At 55.9% G+C, this 17,372-nt stretch carries 12 protein-coding genes; 9 read left to right on the forward strand and 3 right to left on the reverse strand.

The genetic code is table 11. The features are described from left to right. Positions 1–161: 161 nt before the first annotated feature. From vgrG to AOP6_RS00980, 4 genes are all read left to right on the forward strand, one after another. Positions 162–2,852 carry a type VI secretion system tip protein VgrG gene (gene vgrG / locus AOP6_RS00965; RefSeq protein ID WP_155874776.1) on the forward strand — a complete coding sequence of 897 codons (2,691 nt, stop codon included), beginning with the start codon at positions 162–164 and terminating at the stop codon, positions 2,850–2,852. Continuing rightward, positions 2,849–4,363 carry an alpha/beta hydrolase gene (locus AOP6_RS00970; RefSeq protein WP_155874777.1) on the forward strand — a complete coding sequence of 505 codons (1,515 nt, stop codon included), beginning with the start codon at positions 2,849–2,851 and terminating at the stop codon, positions 4,361–4,363. The genes vgrG and AOP6_RS00970 overlap by 4 nt, the downstream gene beginning before the upstream one ends. After that, positions 4,363–5,544, forward strand: coding sequence for a WD40 repeat domain-containing protein (locus tag AOP6_RS00975; RefSeq protein ID WP_155874778.1), 1,182 nt, complete (start codon positions 4,363–4,365; stop codon positions 5,542–5,544). The genes AOP6_RS00970 and AOP6_RS00975 overlap by 1 nt, the downstream gene beginning before the upstream one ends. Before the next feature lie 100 nt (positions 5,545–5,644). Next, positions 5,645–5,965 carry a hypothetical protein gene (locus AOP6_RS00980; RefSeq protein ID WP_155874779.1) on the forward strand — a complete coding sequence of 107 codons (321 nt, stop codon included), beginning with the start codon at positions 5,645–5,647 and terminating at the stop codon, positions 5,963–5,965. Between the two features lie 425 nt (positions 5,966–6,390). Here the strand turns inward: AOP6_RS00980 and AOP6_RS00985 are convergent, their stop codons facing one another. After that, complete coding sequence (locus AOP6_RS00985) at positions 6,391–7,560, reverse strand: integrase core domain-containing protein (protein ID WP_155874780.1); 1,170 nt, start codon at positions 7,558–7,560, stop codon at positions 6,391–6,393. 139 nt (positions 7,561–7,699) lie between these two features. On the opposite strand from AOP6_RS00985, the gene AOP6_RS00990 reads away from it, so the two are divergent. After that, positions 7,700–8,422, forward strand: coding sequence for a PHP domain-containing protein (locus tag AOP6_RS00990; RefSeq protein WP_155874781.1), 723 nt, complete (start codon positions 7,700–7,702; stop codon positions 8,420–8,422). 105 nt (positions 8,423–8,527) lie between these two features. Here AOP6_RS00990 and AOP6_RS01000 read toward each other — a convergent pair whose 3' ends face one another. Then, positions 8,528–10,939 carry a GSU2204 family CXXCH-containing (seleno)protein gene (locus AOP6_RS01000; protein WP_275951000.1) on the reverse strand — a complete coding sequence of 804 codons (2,412 nt, stop codon included), beginning with the start codon at positions 10,937–10,939 and terminating at the stop codon, positions 8,528–8,530. 23 nt (positions 10,940–10,962) lie between these two features. Beyond that, positions 10,963–11,958 carry a GSU2203 family decaheme c-type cytochrome gene (locus tag AOP6_RS01005; RefSeq protein WP_155874784.1) on the reverse strand — a complete coding sequence of 332 codons (996 nt, stop codon included), beginning with the start codon at positions 11,956–11,958 and terminating at the stop codon, positions 10,963–10,965. A gap of 366 nt (positions 11,959–12,324) precedes the next feature. Here AOP6_RS01005 and AOP6_RS01010 point away from each other — a divergent pair, with 366 nt between their 5' ends. The 4 genes from AOP6_RS01010 (at position 12,325) to ileS (ending at position 17,368) form a co-directional block, all read left to right on the forward strand. Continuing rightward, positions 12,325–13,260 (forward strand): LysR family transcriptional regulator, encoded by a 936-nt coding sequence (locus tag AOP6_RS01010; RefSeq protein WP_155874785.1) that lies wholly within the window; start codon positions 12,325–12,327, stop codon positions 13,258–13,260. Positions 13,261–13,264: 4 nt separating this feature from the next. Continuing rightward, positions 13,265–13,930: an endonuclease III domain-containing protein gene (locus tag AOP6_RS01015; RefSeq protein ID WP_155874786.1), complete on the forward strand. Its 666-nt coding sequence runs from the start codon at positions 13,265–13,267 to the stop codon at positions 13,928–13,930. A gap of 295 nt (positions 13,931–14,225) precedes the next feature. Beyond that, on the forward strand, positions 14,226–14,408 hold the full coding sequence (locus AOP6_RS01020; RefSeq protein ID WP_155874787.1) for a hydrogen-dependent growth transcriptional repressor: 183 nt from the start codon (positions 14,226–14,228) through the stop codon (positions 14,406–14,408). A 179-nt stretch (positions 14,409–14,587) separates the two neighbouring features. Further along, positions 14,588–17,368 (forward strand): isoleucine--tRNA ligase, encoded by a 2,781-nt coding sequence (gene ileS / locus AOP6_RS01025; protein ID WP_155874788.1) that lies wholly within the window; start codon positions 14,588–14,590, stop codon positions 17,366–17,368. Positions 17,369–17,372: the final 4 nt, after the last annotated feature.

The following is a 17,372-nucleotide window of genomic DNA, read 5'->3' on the forward strand; positions in this document are numbered from 1 at the left end:
AAAATTAGAGAAAGCTTAAATACATTCTTTCGAATATTGTGTCAAGCATATAAAATAAAAATTGATTAATTTAATAGAATGAATTATAAGACGCCTTTAAATTTTCTTGCCCTGCCAAGGCCCGGCTTTAGCCGCTCCAGGGAGGCAGGAAGGGGGAGTTCATGGAGGCGATGGCACACCAGTCGCGATTGCAGGTCCGGGTTGGCTCGAAGATGTTCCCGGTGGTGGCGCTGGTCGGAAAAGAGACGTTCAGCGAACCTTTCGTGTTTCGCCTGACCGTTGTGTTTGCGCAAGACGAGCGTCTGGCATCCCTGTTGGGTGATTCGGCAGAGCTGATGATGAAATCGACAGGCGGGTTTGAGCGCCGCGTCAATGGGGTGGTCAGCGCCGCCAAACAGACAGCGGTTTCAGAAGACGGGCAGAGTATAGGCGAATTGACGCTTGCGTCCCGATTGGCGAGTCTGCAACGGCGCACCGATTGCCGCTTGATTGTGGGCCTCACCCTGCCGGAGATTGTCGAGCAGACCCTGTGCCGACATGGAATCCCTCAAAGCAGTCTCCACACCCATTGGAGTCGAAACTATCCCGTCCGTTCCGCCACCTTGCAGGCGCAAGAGAGTGATTTCGACTTTTTAAGCCGTCTCTGCAGTCAGCAGGGGATCTTTTTCTGGAGTGAGTCCGTCGAGAGCGATGAGTTGATTCACCTGGCAGACCATGACCAGGATTTTATCTTCCTTTCCCGTCCACCCCTGCGTTACCGGCAGGCGGCGACCCCGGTGACTGATGGTCTCGCGGCGGCCAGCGATGCCATTGTCTCCCTGAGCCTCAGCGCCAGTCTGACGCCGGAGCGCTTTATCGTTCATGATGTCTGCGAGAATCAGCCGGGTGAGTCCCTGGAAGGGCAGAGCCTGGCGCAAGTGGCCGAGCGAACGGGCCCAAAAACAGTGGATGTCCGTTTCGGGGTTGGAGCCCTTCATGTGGAGGAGGCGGAGTATGCTGCGCGGGTGCGGTCTCAACAAGCGGTTCGGCAGGCGATGGAGCTGCGATTAAGCAGTCATGCCGCCGATCTGCAAATCGGTTGTCTGGTGCATATCGAGGCCGATGAATACGGGGCTGGTATCAGCGGCGACTACCTCATCACCTCCATCGAACATCAGGCCAGTCAGGCCGCCGGACTCGGGCTTGGCGGTGAAAACGACTGCCCCTACACCAACACCGTAACACTTATTCCGCGGGGAACGCCTTGGCGAAGTGCCTGGCACGGTCACTGTCACCTGCCCATGACCTTTTCCGCCCGCATCGAAAGCCGCCAGGCAACACCCCTGCTCGATGAATCCGGACGCTATCGTTATCGCCAGGTGGCCAGCAGCGAAGTAGGGTCCCTTGGTGAAAACTCCGTCTTTGTGCGGCGCCTGCAGCCCTATGTCAGCGGAGGAAGAAATGAGGCAGCCGGCTGGCACACGCCTCTGCATGACCAGGCTGAAGTATTGGTGAGTTGCCTCAACAACGATCCAGATCGCCCCATGATTGTGGGTAGCTTGCCCAATCCGGATACCCCCTCCGTGGTCAACGGCGAAGAGCCATGGCTCAATCGACTGCTGACTGCCGCAGACAACGAACTCTGCTTCAGCGATCGCCGTGACGCCAGTGCCATTACCCTGCGCACTTTCGCGGGGCAAAATATCCTCCATCTCGATGCCGCTCTGGCCGAACACCGCCTCCGCCTGGCCAGTGAACATGGGTTGGTTACGCTCTATGCCAAGAAAACCCAACACATCCACAGTGGGGACACTTTCACAGAGAAGGTCGGCCAGGACCGCGTGCAGACCGCAGAAAACTGTCATGCGACCAGAACGAAAAACGGCAAGATTCATTATCAGTCGGCCCGGGATGCCCACTTGCAGGCAGCCGCCGGCATCCAGCTGCAGGCAGGCAGCCATATAGAAGCCCGCTGCCAGGAAGATCTGCGCCTTGATATTGAGCAAAGCACACGCATAAACGTTCAGCACGGCAACGCCGTCATCCGCGTGAACAGAGGCACTCTCACCGTACAGGCCGGTCAGGCTATCGACATCAAAGGCGACGGCGGCGGCCTCATCACCATCGGCCAGAACGGCGGCGGGTTTGAAATGGCCCCCAACGGCGACGTCACCCTGTTCGGCAAGGCCATAAGCTTTAAAACCAGTGGTCGGGTCAGCCTGAATGGGCAGGTGAATGTGGATGTGACCAGTCCGCCAACCATGGTCTTGCCTTCGGCCAGGGAGCCAGGACATGTGGGAGAAATTCAGCGATTACATGCTTTGGAGAGTGCCAAGATTTTCAATCTGGCTTGGAGTCAGGCACGGATTTCCGTTGCAGAGAAGGTAGGGGCCTGTTTCGCTGTCAGGAATTTCGAGGGCGGAGAAAAAGTCGAGGTGACTGTTTTCGAAGCGAAACCTGGGGATGAGTGGCAGGAGGTTGACCGTCTGTTTGGGACGTTGCCTGATGGCTCAGGATATTGCCAGCTTCTTTGGCAACGTGAGGAAAAAGAGGTGGCGCAGGATCTCATCATGGACGAAGTGGCGGGTGATCAGCGTCCCCTGATATACGCATTTAAGGTAGCTATTAACGACGTCATGTCAGAGATGTCACCGCAATTGAATCTGTGTGCAGATATCCAGTTTTCAGTCGAGGATGAAAGTGGCCATTCTCTGGAAGACGGTGCCGAAGTCCGCCTTACGGATGCTGAAGGCCGACAGCACTTTTCACAGGTAAAAAAGGGAATAGCTCTGTTTGAAAGCGTTCTTCTCGGTCCTTGGCAGGTTCATCTGGACACCGACAACCTGATCATCGAAAGAGGAGATCAGCCATGAACGCAAATTCCTTTGTTCCCACCGCCAGTCCCGTCTTTCGACCGGGCTGTTTCAAGAAAAGGTATCAGTTTAAAATCAGGCATCTGTCTCCTCCGGTGATTGTCAACCTGAGAGAAGATGCCAATCCTGCCCTTGATTCTAACGCCCGCGACCACCTCAGGCCCGAGGAAATCCGCTATTTTAAAGAGAATGGCAATAATGCCGTAATTTTTATTCACGGATTCAATGTTGAGTACGGGCAATATTCACATCATGTCGAGCTGTCCCGGTGGGGTTTTGATACAATTCGCAATCGCCCCATGGAGCCGAAGATAATTTATTCTTCCAAGCCCGCTAACACTTACCGTGATTTAGAAGTTCTCAAAAATCAATATGCCCATTGGCAGGTTGAGAATCCAAACCTATTTAACGATATTGCCATGGCGGATCTTAATGGCACAGGCGCCCATGCCTGGTATCTTCATATGGAAGACAACCTCAATCGCGCTACTGGCCAATTTGACCGGACCAACTATCAAAAATACTCTCGCATGATCCATCTGGCTTGGTCCGGCGATGTTTTTGCCCTCGATTACATGGCTGCTGAAACCACTGCCAATAAAGCGGGATTCGGATTGGTGCGTCTGGTCGATCAGCTAGCCTCAGAGGGCATTTCTGTTAACATCATCGCACACAGCCTCGGCAATCGTGTGCTGTTAGTAGCCATGAATATACTGGGGCAGATGCGCGGACGTCATGAGAGTATTGCCCACGCATTTATGTGGCAGCCTGCCGTGCCTGATACGGCCCTGTCCAATGATCCTGAAAGGGATACGAGTGTGCTACGCAACTGGAATTTCGTACACGCCCATCGCGCCGCCAAGAAAATCGTGGTGCTTTATTCCAGCCAAGACAACATTCTTGGGCCCTACCAAGATAAGGATTCTCGCCGTGAAGACTGGGAGGCAGGCCAACACGGTGAGGTCAGAAGTGGACAAATCGGCGGCATTTATCGCATTGCAACCAGCGCGGGGGTTCCGGGAACACAACTATTTTATGCACCTTGGAGTGTCTCAGCGCTTTATGCACGAAATCTGTTGAAGGATAATCTGCCCAAAATCGAGCAAGCTCTTCATGAAGAAATCGCCAAAGATACCAATGGGCTTTTTAACGAAAGTCATATCCCCATTTGGCCGCCTAAAGTCTTACCGGCTTTGGGGGCATTGATTTATTTGTGCCACATGAGCCGGGAAATGGCCGATGACGCTATGAAAACCTTTCGGGCACTGGCTAGGGCGGATTATGAGGTCAAACAACCGCGTCCGGCTATGGGGTATGGAGGGCCGGAGATAGATAGTGATTTGTTTATTCAAAGACTTGTTCGTGAGGAGAAAATCCTCCCAGTGGATCAAAGTCTCTGGTTGTTCGATCATTCCGGAATGAAGGTTCCGAGCGACTTGCTGTTTGAGAAGGTTTATCAGGAAGAAATAATGGATTTGTTGTTGAGTTCAACGGGTTTTGGGGCGTATTGATGGGGCGTTTAGGTGTTTTGATCGTTATTTTTTTGTTTTTGCTTCTGGCCGGCTGCCGCGCGGATGGACAAACCACCCTGACAACACCCTCACTCCCCATGGTGGTAAGCATTTCGACGAGCGGCAGATATGCCGTGAGTTCTCATAAGAACAACCATTTGATTCTTTGGGATATAGAAAACCGCTCAAAGCAAATGTTGGCAGACAATGCCAATATCTACAGCGCCTATTTTGTGAAGGGCCAGGAGATCATTGTCTGGCAAGACTTGGACGATTTCGTTTACATCCAAAAGATTGACGGGGAAATCATTGAGTCCTTCAAGCATTTTCCCACCTATGGACATGTATTAAGTAGCGATCTGGGCAGATACATTGCCAGCGACTCCTCCTGGAACATCTTTGTCGGGTATGGTGACCACGTACAGCCCCTCAAACAAGACGGCAATTCGCCCAGCTTTCTCGGAACCGGTAAGCTTATTAATCTCACCTTGTCTCCCGATGCGCAAAATCTTTTGTCTTCAGGCCGGGGACGCGGTGCCCGCGATAAAAAGCCAATCCAGGAGACATTACCTGTCAAGCCGGAGCAGATTTTTTCCAATTACGCCGGTGTGGTTGTGTGGGGATTGTCGTCTGGAACGCCGCTATTTAAATTCCCTGGAAACTCTGCAAAAACAAACGCTACTTTGAGCCCCGATGGGCAATATGTCGTCAGTGGATGTGAAAACGGCATGTCTTTTGTTTGGAGAACAAAAACCGGCGAACTTTATCATGAGCCTGCAAGTCTTTATCATGGGTTGTTGAACACGAATAATAGTGAAAAATCAGAAAACTGGACCTATGACAAAACAAGCCTTATCCCACCCCCTAAGGATTTAGGAGGCAGAGGTGGCGCAACTCTCGCCATCAAATTCATCGACCCGCAACACTACCTTCGCTTCCTCACCTATTCCCCCTACGCCGTGCTTTTTCACATCGACAACCCCCTGCCGCTGAAATACCTCTACCTGGGCCGCGATCCATTGCCAGCCGTGCGTGACTACCATCGCAACGCTGCCATGGACACCGCGCCCGAAGCGGGCATCCTGGTGATGGGCCAGCAGTATGGTGTCGGTATTATTGTCTATAGGTACGATTCCGAAACACAAGAACTCAACAAAGTGTGGGAGGGGGATCGGCAGTAAAGGCAAACTTTTCACCCGGATACAACCGGTCAATCTACTTGATGGCCTTTTTTTAACTGACCTGAAGCATGGGAAGCTGTCGAAATTTTACGGAGGGTTTATGTTTTTTGATTTTATTCCAAGAGCTTATCGCATGGTATTGATTGTTTCAGCATTGGCACTGCTCGGTTTCTCAGCCATGAGCACTATTGGCAATTTGGCCCTTTTCGCAATGGTGATGGGAGAACCCTTGTCTGTTCTGTTGCATGCAGCGGCCAACGCATTCGGGGTGGTCTTGCTCAGTCTTGTTTCCAGTGCCTTTTTGGCTAAAAAAGCCAAAAAGCTAAAAAGTTCGAGCAGTTTAAGTACCCTCGTTTTGTTTTCGCAGGTAATGAGCATTACTGGTTTTTCCTCGCCATTCCTTGGCTGTATCACGCCATGACAGCTTCATATTCATGGCGGCAGCATACGCGTTATGGTCTTGATGCCCCTTTTGCCTTCTGGGTATACCTGCTGGCAGCGGGGATCATTCTTCACGAAATCTCGCAAATGCAGCCTTTCAAGGTCGAAATGAATAGGATGCCAAAATTGAATAAGCCCGAAATAATAAGTCCCAATAGCCCACAAATGGGCGACGACAAAGACAACCTCTTTCCGTAACGGCACGCAAAACGGGGACAGGCTGGTTTTTTCAGGAAAAACCAGCCTGTCCCCGTTTTGACTTCTCCAGGTGATGTGCGGACAGCTTTATGGCCAGCGATAATTGTAGCATTAAGGCTGAACTCAGCTCTTTTTTTGGTTAATTGTTGAGTGCCAGGACATCGCTAACGGATTTTAGTGCCATGACATCGCTTACATTCAACAGGTTCATCTGATTTTGTAATCAAACTCCTCGACCTGGGTTTTGCCCAGATAGAGTTTCAGCTTTTGCTCTTTGACATCGATAGTAGCCACCACGTATTCAAGCTTCAGTTCCGGTGGAACTGGAAAAAGTTCACCGAGGATGTTGAGATTGAGATCGCTGCGAATCAGACGAACCAAGTGGTATCGGCCGGTCTCTGGTTTTTCTAGTCGCTGCAGGGGCGTGTCGTCTGGATTTGGGAACCTCAGGACCGTCTTGGTCGCAGAAAGTGCCTTGATAGGCGTCTTCCCGCCGAGCTTGCTGTAGCGGTAGGAGCTGTTGTGCCGCTGTTCAAAAGCCATTGTCCCGGCAGCCAGTTCATCGGTTGAGGTCATAATCACCTTGCTGAGAAACTTCTGTTGGTAATGATCATTGAACTGCTCGATATTCCCGTTGCGCCACGGCTCAGCCATGGGGACAAACCAGGGTTCAACATCATTCTGCAGGCAAAGACGGACAAACTGGCTTAATGCTCGCGGATACCTCGGACTGCCGAGAAAAGACAGGGCGTTATCAACCTGGAGGTTGTCGGGTATACCCAACCGCGACCAGATGGCCAAGGTTCCGCCCAGAACGTCTTGTCCTGACTTGGATAACGAGGAGTGCAGCCCACAGCGTGCCGTTGCTGTATCAATTACGTTGAGCCCATAGAAACGGATCGGGCCGCTCAAATAGCACGGGCCGACCATATCCATCTGATGAGTCTGGTTTGGCAGCAATGACGGAAGTTTGGGATAAGGCGTTCCTTTCGGCTCATACTTGCCGGTTCTACGTTGAGTCAGATCATTGCGTTTGAGAACCCGATTGATCGTGCGCAGCGACGGCAACGGCGATATGCCGAGGTCTTCCAATTCCCATAGAATGGCCTGTGCACCACAGAACAAATCCTGATTATAGAGATTCAAACGCACCAGCTTGACGATTTCCTCAATCTCGACCGGTGTGCGATGTGGCGTTGATAGTGGCTTGCGGGAACGATCTTGAAACCACAAAGGATCGCCTTCACTGTGTCGCTTAACCCATTTGTAAAGCCAAAACTTTGATTTGCCGAGGGATGCACAAATTGCTTCAGGGCTTTCCCCAGCCTTGAATCGCTGAACTGCGAGGACTCGGCATTTCTTGATTTCATCGTCCATGGAGACGCAAAACGGGGACAGGCTGCTTTTCCCTGAAAAAAAACCAGCCTGTCCCCGTTTTGTGTCTGCCGCAGGGGACTACCCCTTGGTTGTCCAATCGTGCTACTATTTGGCTTTACCCAAGAAAAGAGAGGTCTTTATGTCCAATACTCTTGCCCTTGAAGCCGATCTGCATGTGCACACGGTGGCTTCGGGCCATGCCTTCAGTACGATTGGTGAGATTACCCTGGTTGCGGCCGCCAAGGGGCTCAAGGCCGTGGGGATGACGGATCATGGGCCGGCCTTGCCGGGAGGACCGCATCCCTATCACTTTGCCGCCATGCGCTTTATCCCTGAGTACCTCAACGGCGTGCGGGTATTGCGGGGTGTCGAGGCCAATATCCTCGGCAAGAACAAGCTTGACCTTCCCGACCCACTGCTCGACCGCCTCGACCTGGTGCTGGCCGGTTTTCACGAGGGTTGCGGTTTCGACAACAAGGGGGTCAAGGCCAATACCCGCGCTATCCTCGCCCTCATGGAGAATCCGCGCGTCAACCTCATCTGCCATCCTGGCAACCCCAATTTTCCCCTCGACTATGCCGAGGTCGTGCGTCAGGCCGCCGACACCCGCACGGCTCTGGAGATCAACAACGCCTCCTTTTATATCAGCCGTCGCGGCAGCGCCGGCAACTGCCGCACCCTGGCTCGCCTCTGCGCCGAATACGAAGCCCCCATTGCCGTGGGCAGCGATGCCCATATCGCCCAGGGGGTCGGCGAATTCTCTGAAGCGCTGCAGGCTCTGCAGGAAGAGGGGGTGCGTCTGGGGCAGATCGTCAACCGCACCCTCGCCTCGACTTTGTCCTTTCTCGGGCTTGACGCTTAAAATCTCCCTTCTCATCCTCCCCCCGGTTCCCCGATTTCTATAAAAAAACCCGGCTGCTGGCGCAGCCGGGTACAATTTCATTGCAACATGGTGTGTGGAGGCAGATTAAAACTTGTAACCTAAGGCAAGATAGCCACGGAAGACGTCGCCATCCTCGTTTCCATACACGTACATCTGATCGCTTTCGAAGATCTCATAAGTCACCGAAGCGGTGGTATAGAGGCGATCGGTGAAGGCGTAGGTGCCGCCCAGGGTGAATTCATACTGGGTGTATTCCAGGTCGGAATAGCTGGTGATGAGGTTGTTCAGCTCCCAGGTGTCGTAGTTGACGGAAGCGTAAGCGCCTGGAGTTTCAATGCCGGTGTCGGCCAGAACCAGGTCGGGATTATATTCAGGCGATAAAGTTGCTCTTTCGCTGAAACGCCAGTCCCAGCTGTCCTTGGCGAGATTGAAAATGGCGCTGGCATTCATGCGCAGCTTTTCCGTGGCCTGATAGTCCATGTTGAGCGCGAGGGTATTGACTTTCGAATCGTACTCGGAGGTGTTGCAGATCGAGCCAAACTGGCCCGACGAGACGTCGTTCGCTCAGCCATGGTACCAGCCGACACACATCTTGTTCTCGGTTTCCTGTTTGTTGAAGGTGTAGGCCAAAGTCAGGTTCATCTTGCCATTGGGGGCGTACCAGAGGCTGACACCGGGAACATAGGTGGTCTGTTCGTAGCTCACCCGGTCATTTTCCTGATAGCGAACACGGGCGAAGGCGTTGGCGGCCAGGTTGTGGCGGGCGGCCCAGGTGACATTGACCTTGGCTTCGTGTACATCCTCAGGCAGGCTGGTGGACTCCAGCTGGCGGTTGGGGTAGACGGCATTCCAGTACCAGGTTGCAGGGGCAGTAAACCCGGTTGGGGTAGGCGTAAAAGTGGTTACGCCGGTAAAGTCAGCCGTATTGTAGTACCAGAGGCCCGAACCCAAGGGGTCCTCTATCCCATCGCCTTGGGCGATGCCGACGTGGGCACCGGCGAAGGGCTCATCGATATTCTGATACTCATAGCTGGCGCGGCCGGAGAAGGCCTTGTTGAAGCGGGTTTTGACCGCCGCCTTCACCGTATGGGTCGTGGTTTCGCCGAGTTCTTCCTCATCGCGCTCGACTTCCTCATACTCATAGCCGAGGCGCAGGGTCGTGGCTTTGCTCAGTCGGTAGACCGCGTCAACACCGAATTCGGCGACGTCGCGGGCTTCGGCGGAATGCCAGGCGTCCGTGGTGTCAAAAGGCAGGACGTTGGCATCGGGCACCAGGCCGCCGTCAGCCTGTTTCTCTCTGCCGGGGTAATAGATTTCGTTAGCCTTGACGTCGATCTGATAGAGCTGACCACGCAGGGACAGACGGAGGTTCTTGCCAAACTTAGTGGACAGCTTGGCCCCGAAAGACTCGTATTCGCTTTCCAATTTGCTGCTGCCGAGCAGGTCGTACTCCGTCTCGGTCTCCGCCTTGGAGCTTTCGATATCCGACTTCACGTAGCTGGAGCTGATGACGGTGTCGCCGCTCAGATCCACGCGGGCCTTCAAGGCGTGGCTGTCCTTTTGCGAGTCAGGCGTGCGGGCAAAGGCATAGTCGCCATCAGCATAAAGCAGATTATACGCGGTTCCGTTTTGTGGAAGCTCATAGTATTTGGTCGGCGCCGCGCTGTCTTCCGCGAAGTTGCGGGTCAGATACTCGTAATCGACGGTGAGCAGGCCGAATTTGCCGGTAGCGCCCAGGGTGTATTCTTCGGTGCGCTCGTCGATGTTTTTGCCGACGGCGGTGACGTGGCAGGAGTCGCACTTGGTGGTGGCGATGGCCTGCTCCAGCCCTTCCCGCGTCTCCATGCGCATACCTGCATGGAAGGTGATGTTGGGCAGCATGGGCAGGGTCAGGCTGGCGTCGCTTTTAATCTCACGACGGGTCACGATGTAATCGTTGCTGACTTCCTGCTCGTAGGCTTCTTTGGGATTGTAATCTGCGGGAAGGGTGCCGCCGCCGACGCCACCTCCTGGGAAGATGGTAATATCGTAACCTGTCTCAGCCAGCTCCGCCATGATCTTGTCCGTGGTGACACTGGGTTGGGAGCCTCCCACGTCGTCACGGGCGGTGGCGCCCATCTGATCCAGGGTTTCATGATCCTTCCAGTGTTCAAAAGCCTCGTAGGAGCCGTCGACCCGCAGCATGCGTTTAAAGTCGATTTCGTAACCATGGGTCTGGTCGCGATGCCCCTTGGTCTCGCTGTCGATCAGAAAGCGCAGGTTGTCGCTCAGGTACTCCAGTTCGAGTTTCGGGGCGACATTGACCCCGTCATCCGAACGGTATCCGGTGTATTCTTGGGCACGTGCAGGGTTGTCCTTGACATCGACCACTGTGGCGCCGATCTCCACGCTGCCGCTGAAATGGTCGGAAGATTCTTCCGCCACCGCCAGCGTGGAGGTCGCCATCAGCGTCAGGGCGGACAACAATGCAAGCAGCCAGGTACGGCTTTGCTTCATGGGTTTGCCTCCTTAAACGTCTGTTAACGGGTCAGGCCGCCACCGCTGAGCGGTTGGGACGGATAATCACTGCCGTGGATCACTTTGTGGCAGGTAGTGCACTTGGTGCCGAAGGATGTCTGGAACCCCTCGTCGCCATGGACATTGACGATGTTGGCTTCCGGTGTCGGCAGCGTAGCGTCAAGCGGATTGGCATCGTAGTTGGATTCCCTCACCATGTGGAAGTGGCCTTCATGGCACTGCATGCACAGGAAAGGCTCGTTCTGCACCAGCAGGTTATTCGCCACGCTGCCGTGGGGGTTGTGGCAGATGGTGCAGTCGTCCTCAACGGGGGCATGACCAAAGACGAAGGGGCCCTGATAACGGGTGTGGCAGTTAAGGCACAGGTCGTTGGTGCGCTCATCGGTATTGAGTTCGCCGTGGGCATTGTGACAGCTGGAGCAGTTCATCTTGCCCTCATCGAGCGGGTGATGAGAGGGGAATTTGGACTGGGCCATTTGCTCCTGGTGACAGCTGTAGCACAGCTCGGGATCGGCCTTCTTCAGGTAGGCCTTCAGGGGCTTGTCCTGGGTGTGCATGGTGTGACAGTCGGCGCAGCCGACATCGGCCAGGGCGTGCTGGCTGTGGGTCCAGTCCATGAGCTTGCCGCTGCTGTGGCAGAGGGCGCAAAGGGCGGCGGATTCGTCAGCCGTCAGCTTGGCGGGGTTGAGAATCTTCTCGGTATCGCCGCCGCCGTCGACATGCAGGCTACCGGCGCCGTGGCAGGACTCGCAGCCGTTCTGTCCACCCATGAGTTCGAAATCGGCCAGACGACCGTGTACATTGCCGGCCATCGAGGCGGCCTTGTCGTCATGGCAGCCGGCGCAGGTTTCCTGGCCGACATAGGTAGCGCCATCGATCTTCGGCAGGGTCAGGATCTTTTCCCTTATGGTTCCGGTGGCGCAGGCCCCCAGGATGAGCATAAGGGGAAGAAGCCGAACCAGCCATTTGGCTTTGGTTTGAAGCAACTTCCTTGACATGTGTTCTCCTTTCGTAACTTCTCCATTCGCTGTGGTGCTTGTGAATGCTCCGATTGGCATGAGATCAGAGTTTGATGGTGGGCTATCTCCCTCCTTTCTATGATGTGTTGGCGATGAAAGGGTGTTTCGCGCAGCGCCTGCCGGGCAGGGGGGCAGACGCAATAACCCCGTGATTTACCGTGGAACCGACTTGTAAGATACGTGCCGGCGGTGTTATGGTAAAGCCAATGTTTCTAATGCCGGTATAAGAGAAAATTCTATTTTAAATCGATATATCAGGTATTTAGAATGTTTAGATTCCGAATATTCAGACGTATGAATTCCAGCATAAGTAACCGGTAAATCGCTGTCCGAAAGGGCTGGACAATGGAAACACGCTATCTGAAAACCCTGCTGAAGGCTTGTGAAACGGGGAGTTTTTCGCGGGCGGCGGAAGAGCTGCACATCACTCAGTCGGCGGCGTCGCAGCGGGTCAAGTTTCTGGAGGAATCCTATGGCCAGCAGCTGCTGAACCGCAGTGGGCCGGTGCTGGTACCAACGGAGGCGGGAGCGCTGGTGCTGGCGGCGGCCCGGGAAATTCTGGCGCGGGAGAACACCCTCATGGAGGAACTCAAGCGTCTCAAGGTAGGCAAAAGGCTGTCCATCTGCTGCACACCGACCTTTGGCATGGCCCACCTGCCGGGAGTGCTCAACGATTTCGTCATGCAGAATGCCGACGTGGCCGACCTCAAGTTCATCTTCAAGCAGCCGGCCGAAGCCATCAAGGGGGTGCAGGACAAGGAGTACGACCTGGCGGTGATCGAGCATTGCGACGCTCCCCTGCTCAAGAGCTTCGCCTGCCATGCCCTGCCCGATGACGAACTGGTTTTCATCAGCGCGCCTACCCTGAAGCTGCCATCGTCTGAGCTGGAGATCGGCCAGCTGCTGGAGCTGCGACTTTATGCCCGCCGGGACGGCTGCAGTTCGAAAAACCTGCTGAACCGCAACCTGGCGGCGGTGGGAAAGGGGATCGACGACTTCCGCACGGTGGTTATCTCCGATGATCTGCGTCTTTCCATCGAGTCGGTACTGGCTGGCGGCGGCGTGTCCTTCGTCTCCCGCAGCCTGGTACAGCACCATCTCGACCAGGGGCGCCTGTGTGCCCACTATGTGAAGGGATTTCAGCATCTGCGTGAGCGCACCCTGTTTTACGATGCCGGTCGCCGGGATGATCCCCTGCTGGCAAACTTCGCCGCCTGCGTCTTTAATCTTTTCACCGCCGGAAAAGATGCTGTCTTTGTCCCGATTGAGGTGTTGGCCTGACGGTATGGACACCACCTTGCGTCTCACCCAGATTTTTCAGCGGCTCTCCCACCATTACGGTCCCCTGCACTGGTGGCCGGCGGAGACACCCTTCGAGGTGGCCGTCGGTGCCATCCTGACGCAGAACACTACCTGGACGCAGGTGGAGAGAGCCATCGACAATCTGCGACAGGCCGATGTGCTCTCACCAGCGGCCCTGCGACGGGTGGCGACGACGGACCTTGAGCTGATGGTGCGTCCCGCCGGATTTTTCCGGCAGAAAGCGCACCGCCTTAAACTGCTGGCGGAGCATCTGTGTACCTTTCATGATGGCCGCCTGGAGGTTCTGCTGGCCGGACCGACGGAGCCGGTGCGCCGCGAATTGCTCTCCCTCAAGGGAGTGGGGCCGGAAACGGCCGATTCGATTCTGCTCTATGCCGGCGGCCACCCCGTCTTCGTGGTGGATGCCTATACCCATCGCCTTTGCAGCCGCCTGGGGCTCACCGCCGGCCGCATGGATTACCAGGCCCTGCAGGCTCTCTTCATGGATCATCTCCCGGCCGATGCCGCGCAATTCAACGCCTATCACGGCCTCATCGTGCAGGTGTGCAAGGACGTCTGCCGCAAACGTAGCCCCCGCTGTCCGGCCTGTCCTCTCGCCATTGATTGTCCCAGCGCCGGTTCCTTCTAGGTTGTTCTCGCTTCCTCAGTCTGAGTTCTGTCCTGTTTGTGCCAGAATCGTCCCATGTATGTGTGCATTTCTGTCTCACCTGAGATCGATTGGGTCATTTTTACCCGCCTTGCCACTTTACCGCCACGGGCCTGCCAGATGCCTTTTGCGTTCTTAAGTGCCTTGAATTAAACGTTAATTTAAAAAATTAAAGAGAAATGGCATGGCTGGCAACCTCTTTGCATTTCGTATACGACGTTGGTTGAAGCAGTTTGGTCAAGAATACTGAAACGCGAGTGCACAAGGAGTGTCAATTATGGGCAAGGCTGTAGAAAATCCGAAGAAAAACATTGTCTCCTGCCGGGTGAATGACAGTGAGATGCAGACTCTGCAGGTGATCGCCGAAAAGTCGGGCGTAAGCATTTCCATGCTGCTACGGCAGAGCCTCGATCTGTTGCAGCAAAATCCCCAACTTGGCGGGCATCGGGCCGGGGTTTGAACGTGCCCCGGTTTCACGGTGCCGACTTGGGACAGGGTAAGGGGCTTTGGCCCCTTTCCCCCCGTTTCCCCGACCGTTCAAAGCCGCAATAATCCCGGTTTTCCCTTGACTTATCTGGCCGTTTTGCTAAGTTACCTGCTTCTATTTTTATCCCCAAGGCCAGTTCGGGAGGACCCCCCATGGATTACAAAGATACCCTCAATCTGCCCGTCACCGAATTCCCCATGCGGGGCAATTTGCCCCAGCGGGAGCCGGAAATCCTCAAAACCTGGGAAGAAACAGGGCTTTATGGCAAGATCGAAGAGGCGGGCAAGAATCGCCCCAACTTCACCCTGCATGATGGTCCTCCCTACGCCAACGGCCATACCCACATCGGTCACGCCCTCAACAAAATCCTCAAGGATATCGTGATCAAGAGCCGCCGCATGCAGGGCTTCTATGCCCCCTACGTGCCGGGCTGGGATTGCCACGGTCTGCCCATCGAGCTGATGGTGGACAAAAAGCTGGGGTCCAAAAAGAAGGAGATGACCAAGGCGCAGATACGCCGGGAATGCCGTGCCTATGCCGCCGAGTGGGTTGATGTTCAGAGCCGCGAATTCCAGCGCCTCGGTGTGCTGGGGGAGTGGGAGCGTCCCTACCTGACCATGAATCCCGCCTACGAGGCGGCGACGGCCCGGGAGCTGGCCCGTTTCGCCGAGCGGGGCGGCCTCTATAAGGGCAAGAAGCCCGTACACTGGTGCTCCTCCTGCGTTACCGCCCTGGCGGAAGCCGAGGTCGAGTACGCTGACCACGAGTCGCCTTCCATCTACGTCAAGTTTCCCTATACGGACGAGTTGCCTGTCGAGCTGGCGCCGCTGGCCGGCAAAAAACTCTCCTTCGTCATCTGGACCACCACCCCCTGGACCATCCCGGCCAACCTCGGTGTCTGCCTCAACCCCGACTATACCTATGTGGCGGTGGAGGTCGGCGACGATGTGCTGGTGCTGGCCGAAGGACTCTACGAGAAGGTGCTGCGTGAGATCGGCGTGGAAGAATACCGCGTGCTGGCCACCTTTGCCTCCTCCATATTCGACAGGAAGAACTGCCGCCATCCTTTTTATGAGCGCGATTCCCTCATCATGCTCGGCGAGCATGTCACTCTCGAAGCCGGTACGGGCTGCGTGCACACCGCCCCCGGCCACGGCCAGGACGACTACATCATCGGCCTGCAGTACGGGCTTGAGGTTTACAACCCCGTCGACGACTACGGCCGTTATCGCGAGGATCTGGAATTCTTTGGCGGCATGAAGCTGGCAGACGCCAATGCCGCCGTCAACGGCAAGCTGACGGAAGTGGGGGCCCTGCTCAAGTTGGGGAAGGTCTCCCACAGCTATCCCCACTGCTGGCGCTGCAAGAAGCCCATCATCTTCCGGGCCACCGAGCAGTGGTTCATCTCCATGGAGTCGAACGAGCTGCGCCAGAAGGCCCTGCAGCATATCAACGATGTCAGCTGGATTCCCCGCTGGGGGCGCGAGCGCATCTACGGCATGATCGAAAACCGTCCCGACTGGTGCGTCAGCCGGCAGCGGACCTGGGGAGTGCCCATCACCGTGTTCTACTGTGAGAAGTGCGGCGAGGCCCTGGCCGACGGCAAAACCATGCACCATGTGGCCGATCAGTTCACCGCCGAGGGCAGTGACGTCTGGTACGAGAAGGAGGCGGCCGAGCTACTGCCGGCCGGCACGACCTGCGCCTCCTGCGGTCACACGGGCTTCACCAAAGAGATGGACATCCTCGATGTCTGGTTCGATTCGGGGGTTTCCCATGCCGCCGTACTGGAAAACCGCGACTATCTCAAGTCCCCCGCCGACCTCTACCTGGAGGGCAGCGACCAGCATCGCGGCTGGTTCCATTCGAGCCTGCTGGCCTCGGTGGGAACCCGCGGCATCGCCCCCTACAAGGCGGTGCTGACCCATGGCTTCGTCGTTGACGGCGCCGGCAAGAAGATGTCCAAGAGCCAGGGCAACGTGGTCGCTCCCGAAGAAGTCATCAAGAAGTTCGGCGCCGAAATCCTGCGCCTGTGGGTGGCTGCTCAGGACTACCGCGACGATATCCGCATCAGCCCGGAAATCCTGCAACGCCTCTCCGACGCCTACCGGCGCATCCGCAATACGGCGCGCTACATCCTCGGCAATCTGGCCGGGTTTGACCCGTCCACGGACCGGGTCGCTGCCGCCGAGATGCTCGAGATCGACCGCTGGGCCCTGTCGCGCCTGGAAGGGCTGGTCGGCCGGGTGGAACGCTCTTATGACGAATACGAGTTTCACGTGCTCTATCACGCCGTGCACAATTTCTGCAGCGTTGATATGAGCGCTTTCTACCTGGATGTGCTCAAGGACCGCCTCTACACGGCGCCTGCTCAATCGCTGGCGCGGCGCAGCGCCCAGACCGCCATGTATGTCATTCTCGACGCCCTGACCCGCCTCATCGCCCCGGTGCTGTCTTTTACCGCCGAGGAGATCTGGCCCTACCTGCCGGGCGAGCGCGAGGAGAGTGTGCATCTGGCCCAGTTCCCCCGCTTCGAGACGAGCCTGCTCGATGCCGACCTGGAGTCGCGTTACGAAAAGATTCTGGCTCTGCGATCTGATGTCTCCAAGGCTCTTGAACTGGCCCGCGCCGAAAAGCGCATCGGCCACTCCCTCGACGCCAAGGTGATACTGGCGGTGCCGGCCGGAGAATGGCGGCAGCTGCTCGACCGGTATCAGGACGAACTGGCCACCCTCTTTATCGTCTCCCAGGCCGAACGGGTGGAAACACTTACGGACGGGATTGCCGGCGAAGAGGTGGCAGAGCTGCGTATCCGCATAGAAAAGGCCCAGGGCGACAAGTGTGAGCGCTGCTGGAACTACGCCGTCTCCGTCGGCAGCCGCCAGGATCATCCCACCATCTGCGATCGCTGCCACACGGCGCTGGGGGCATAGACGA

Source organism: Desulfuromonas sp. AOP6, assembly GCF_009731355.2.
Lineage (GTDB): Bacteria > Desulfobacterota > Desulfuromonadia > Desulfuromonadales > SZUA-540 > SZUA-540.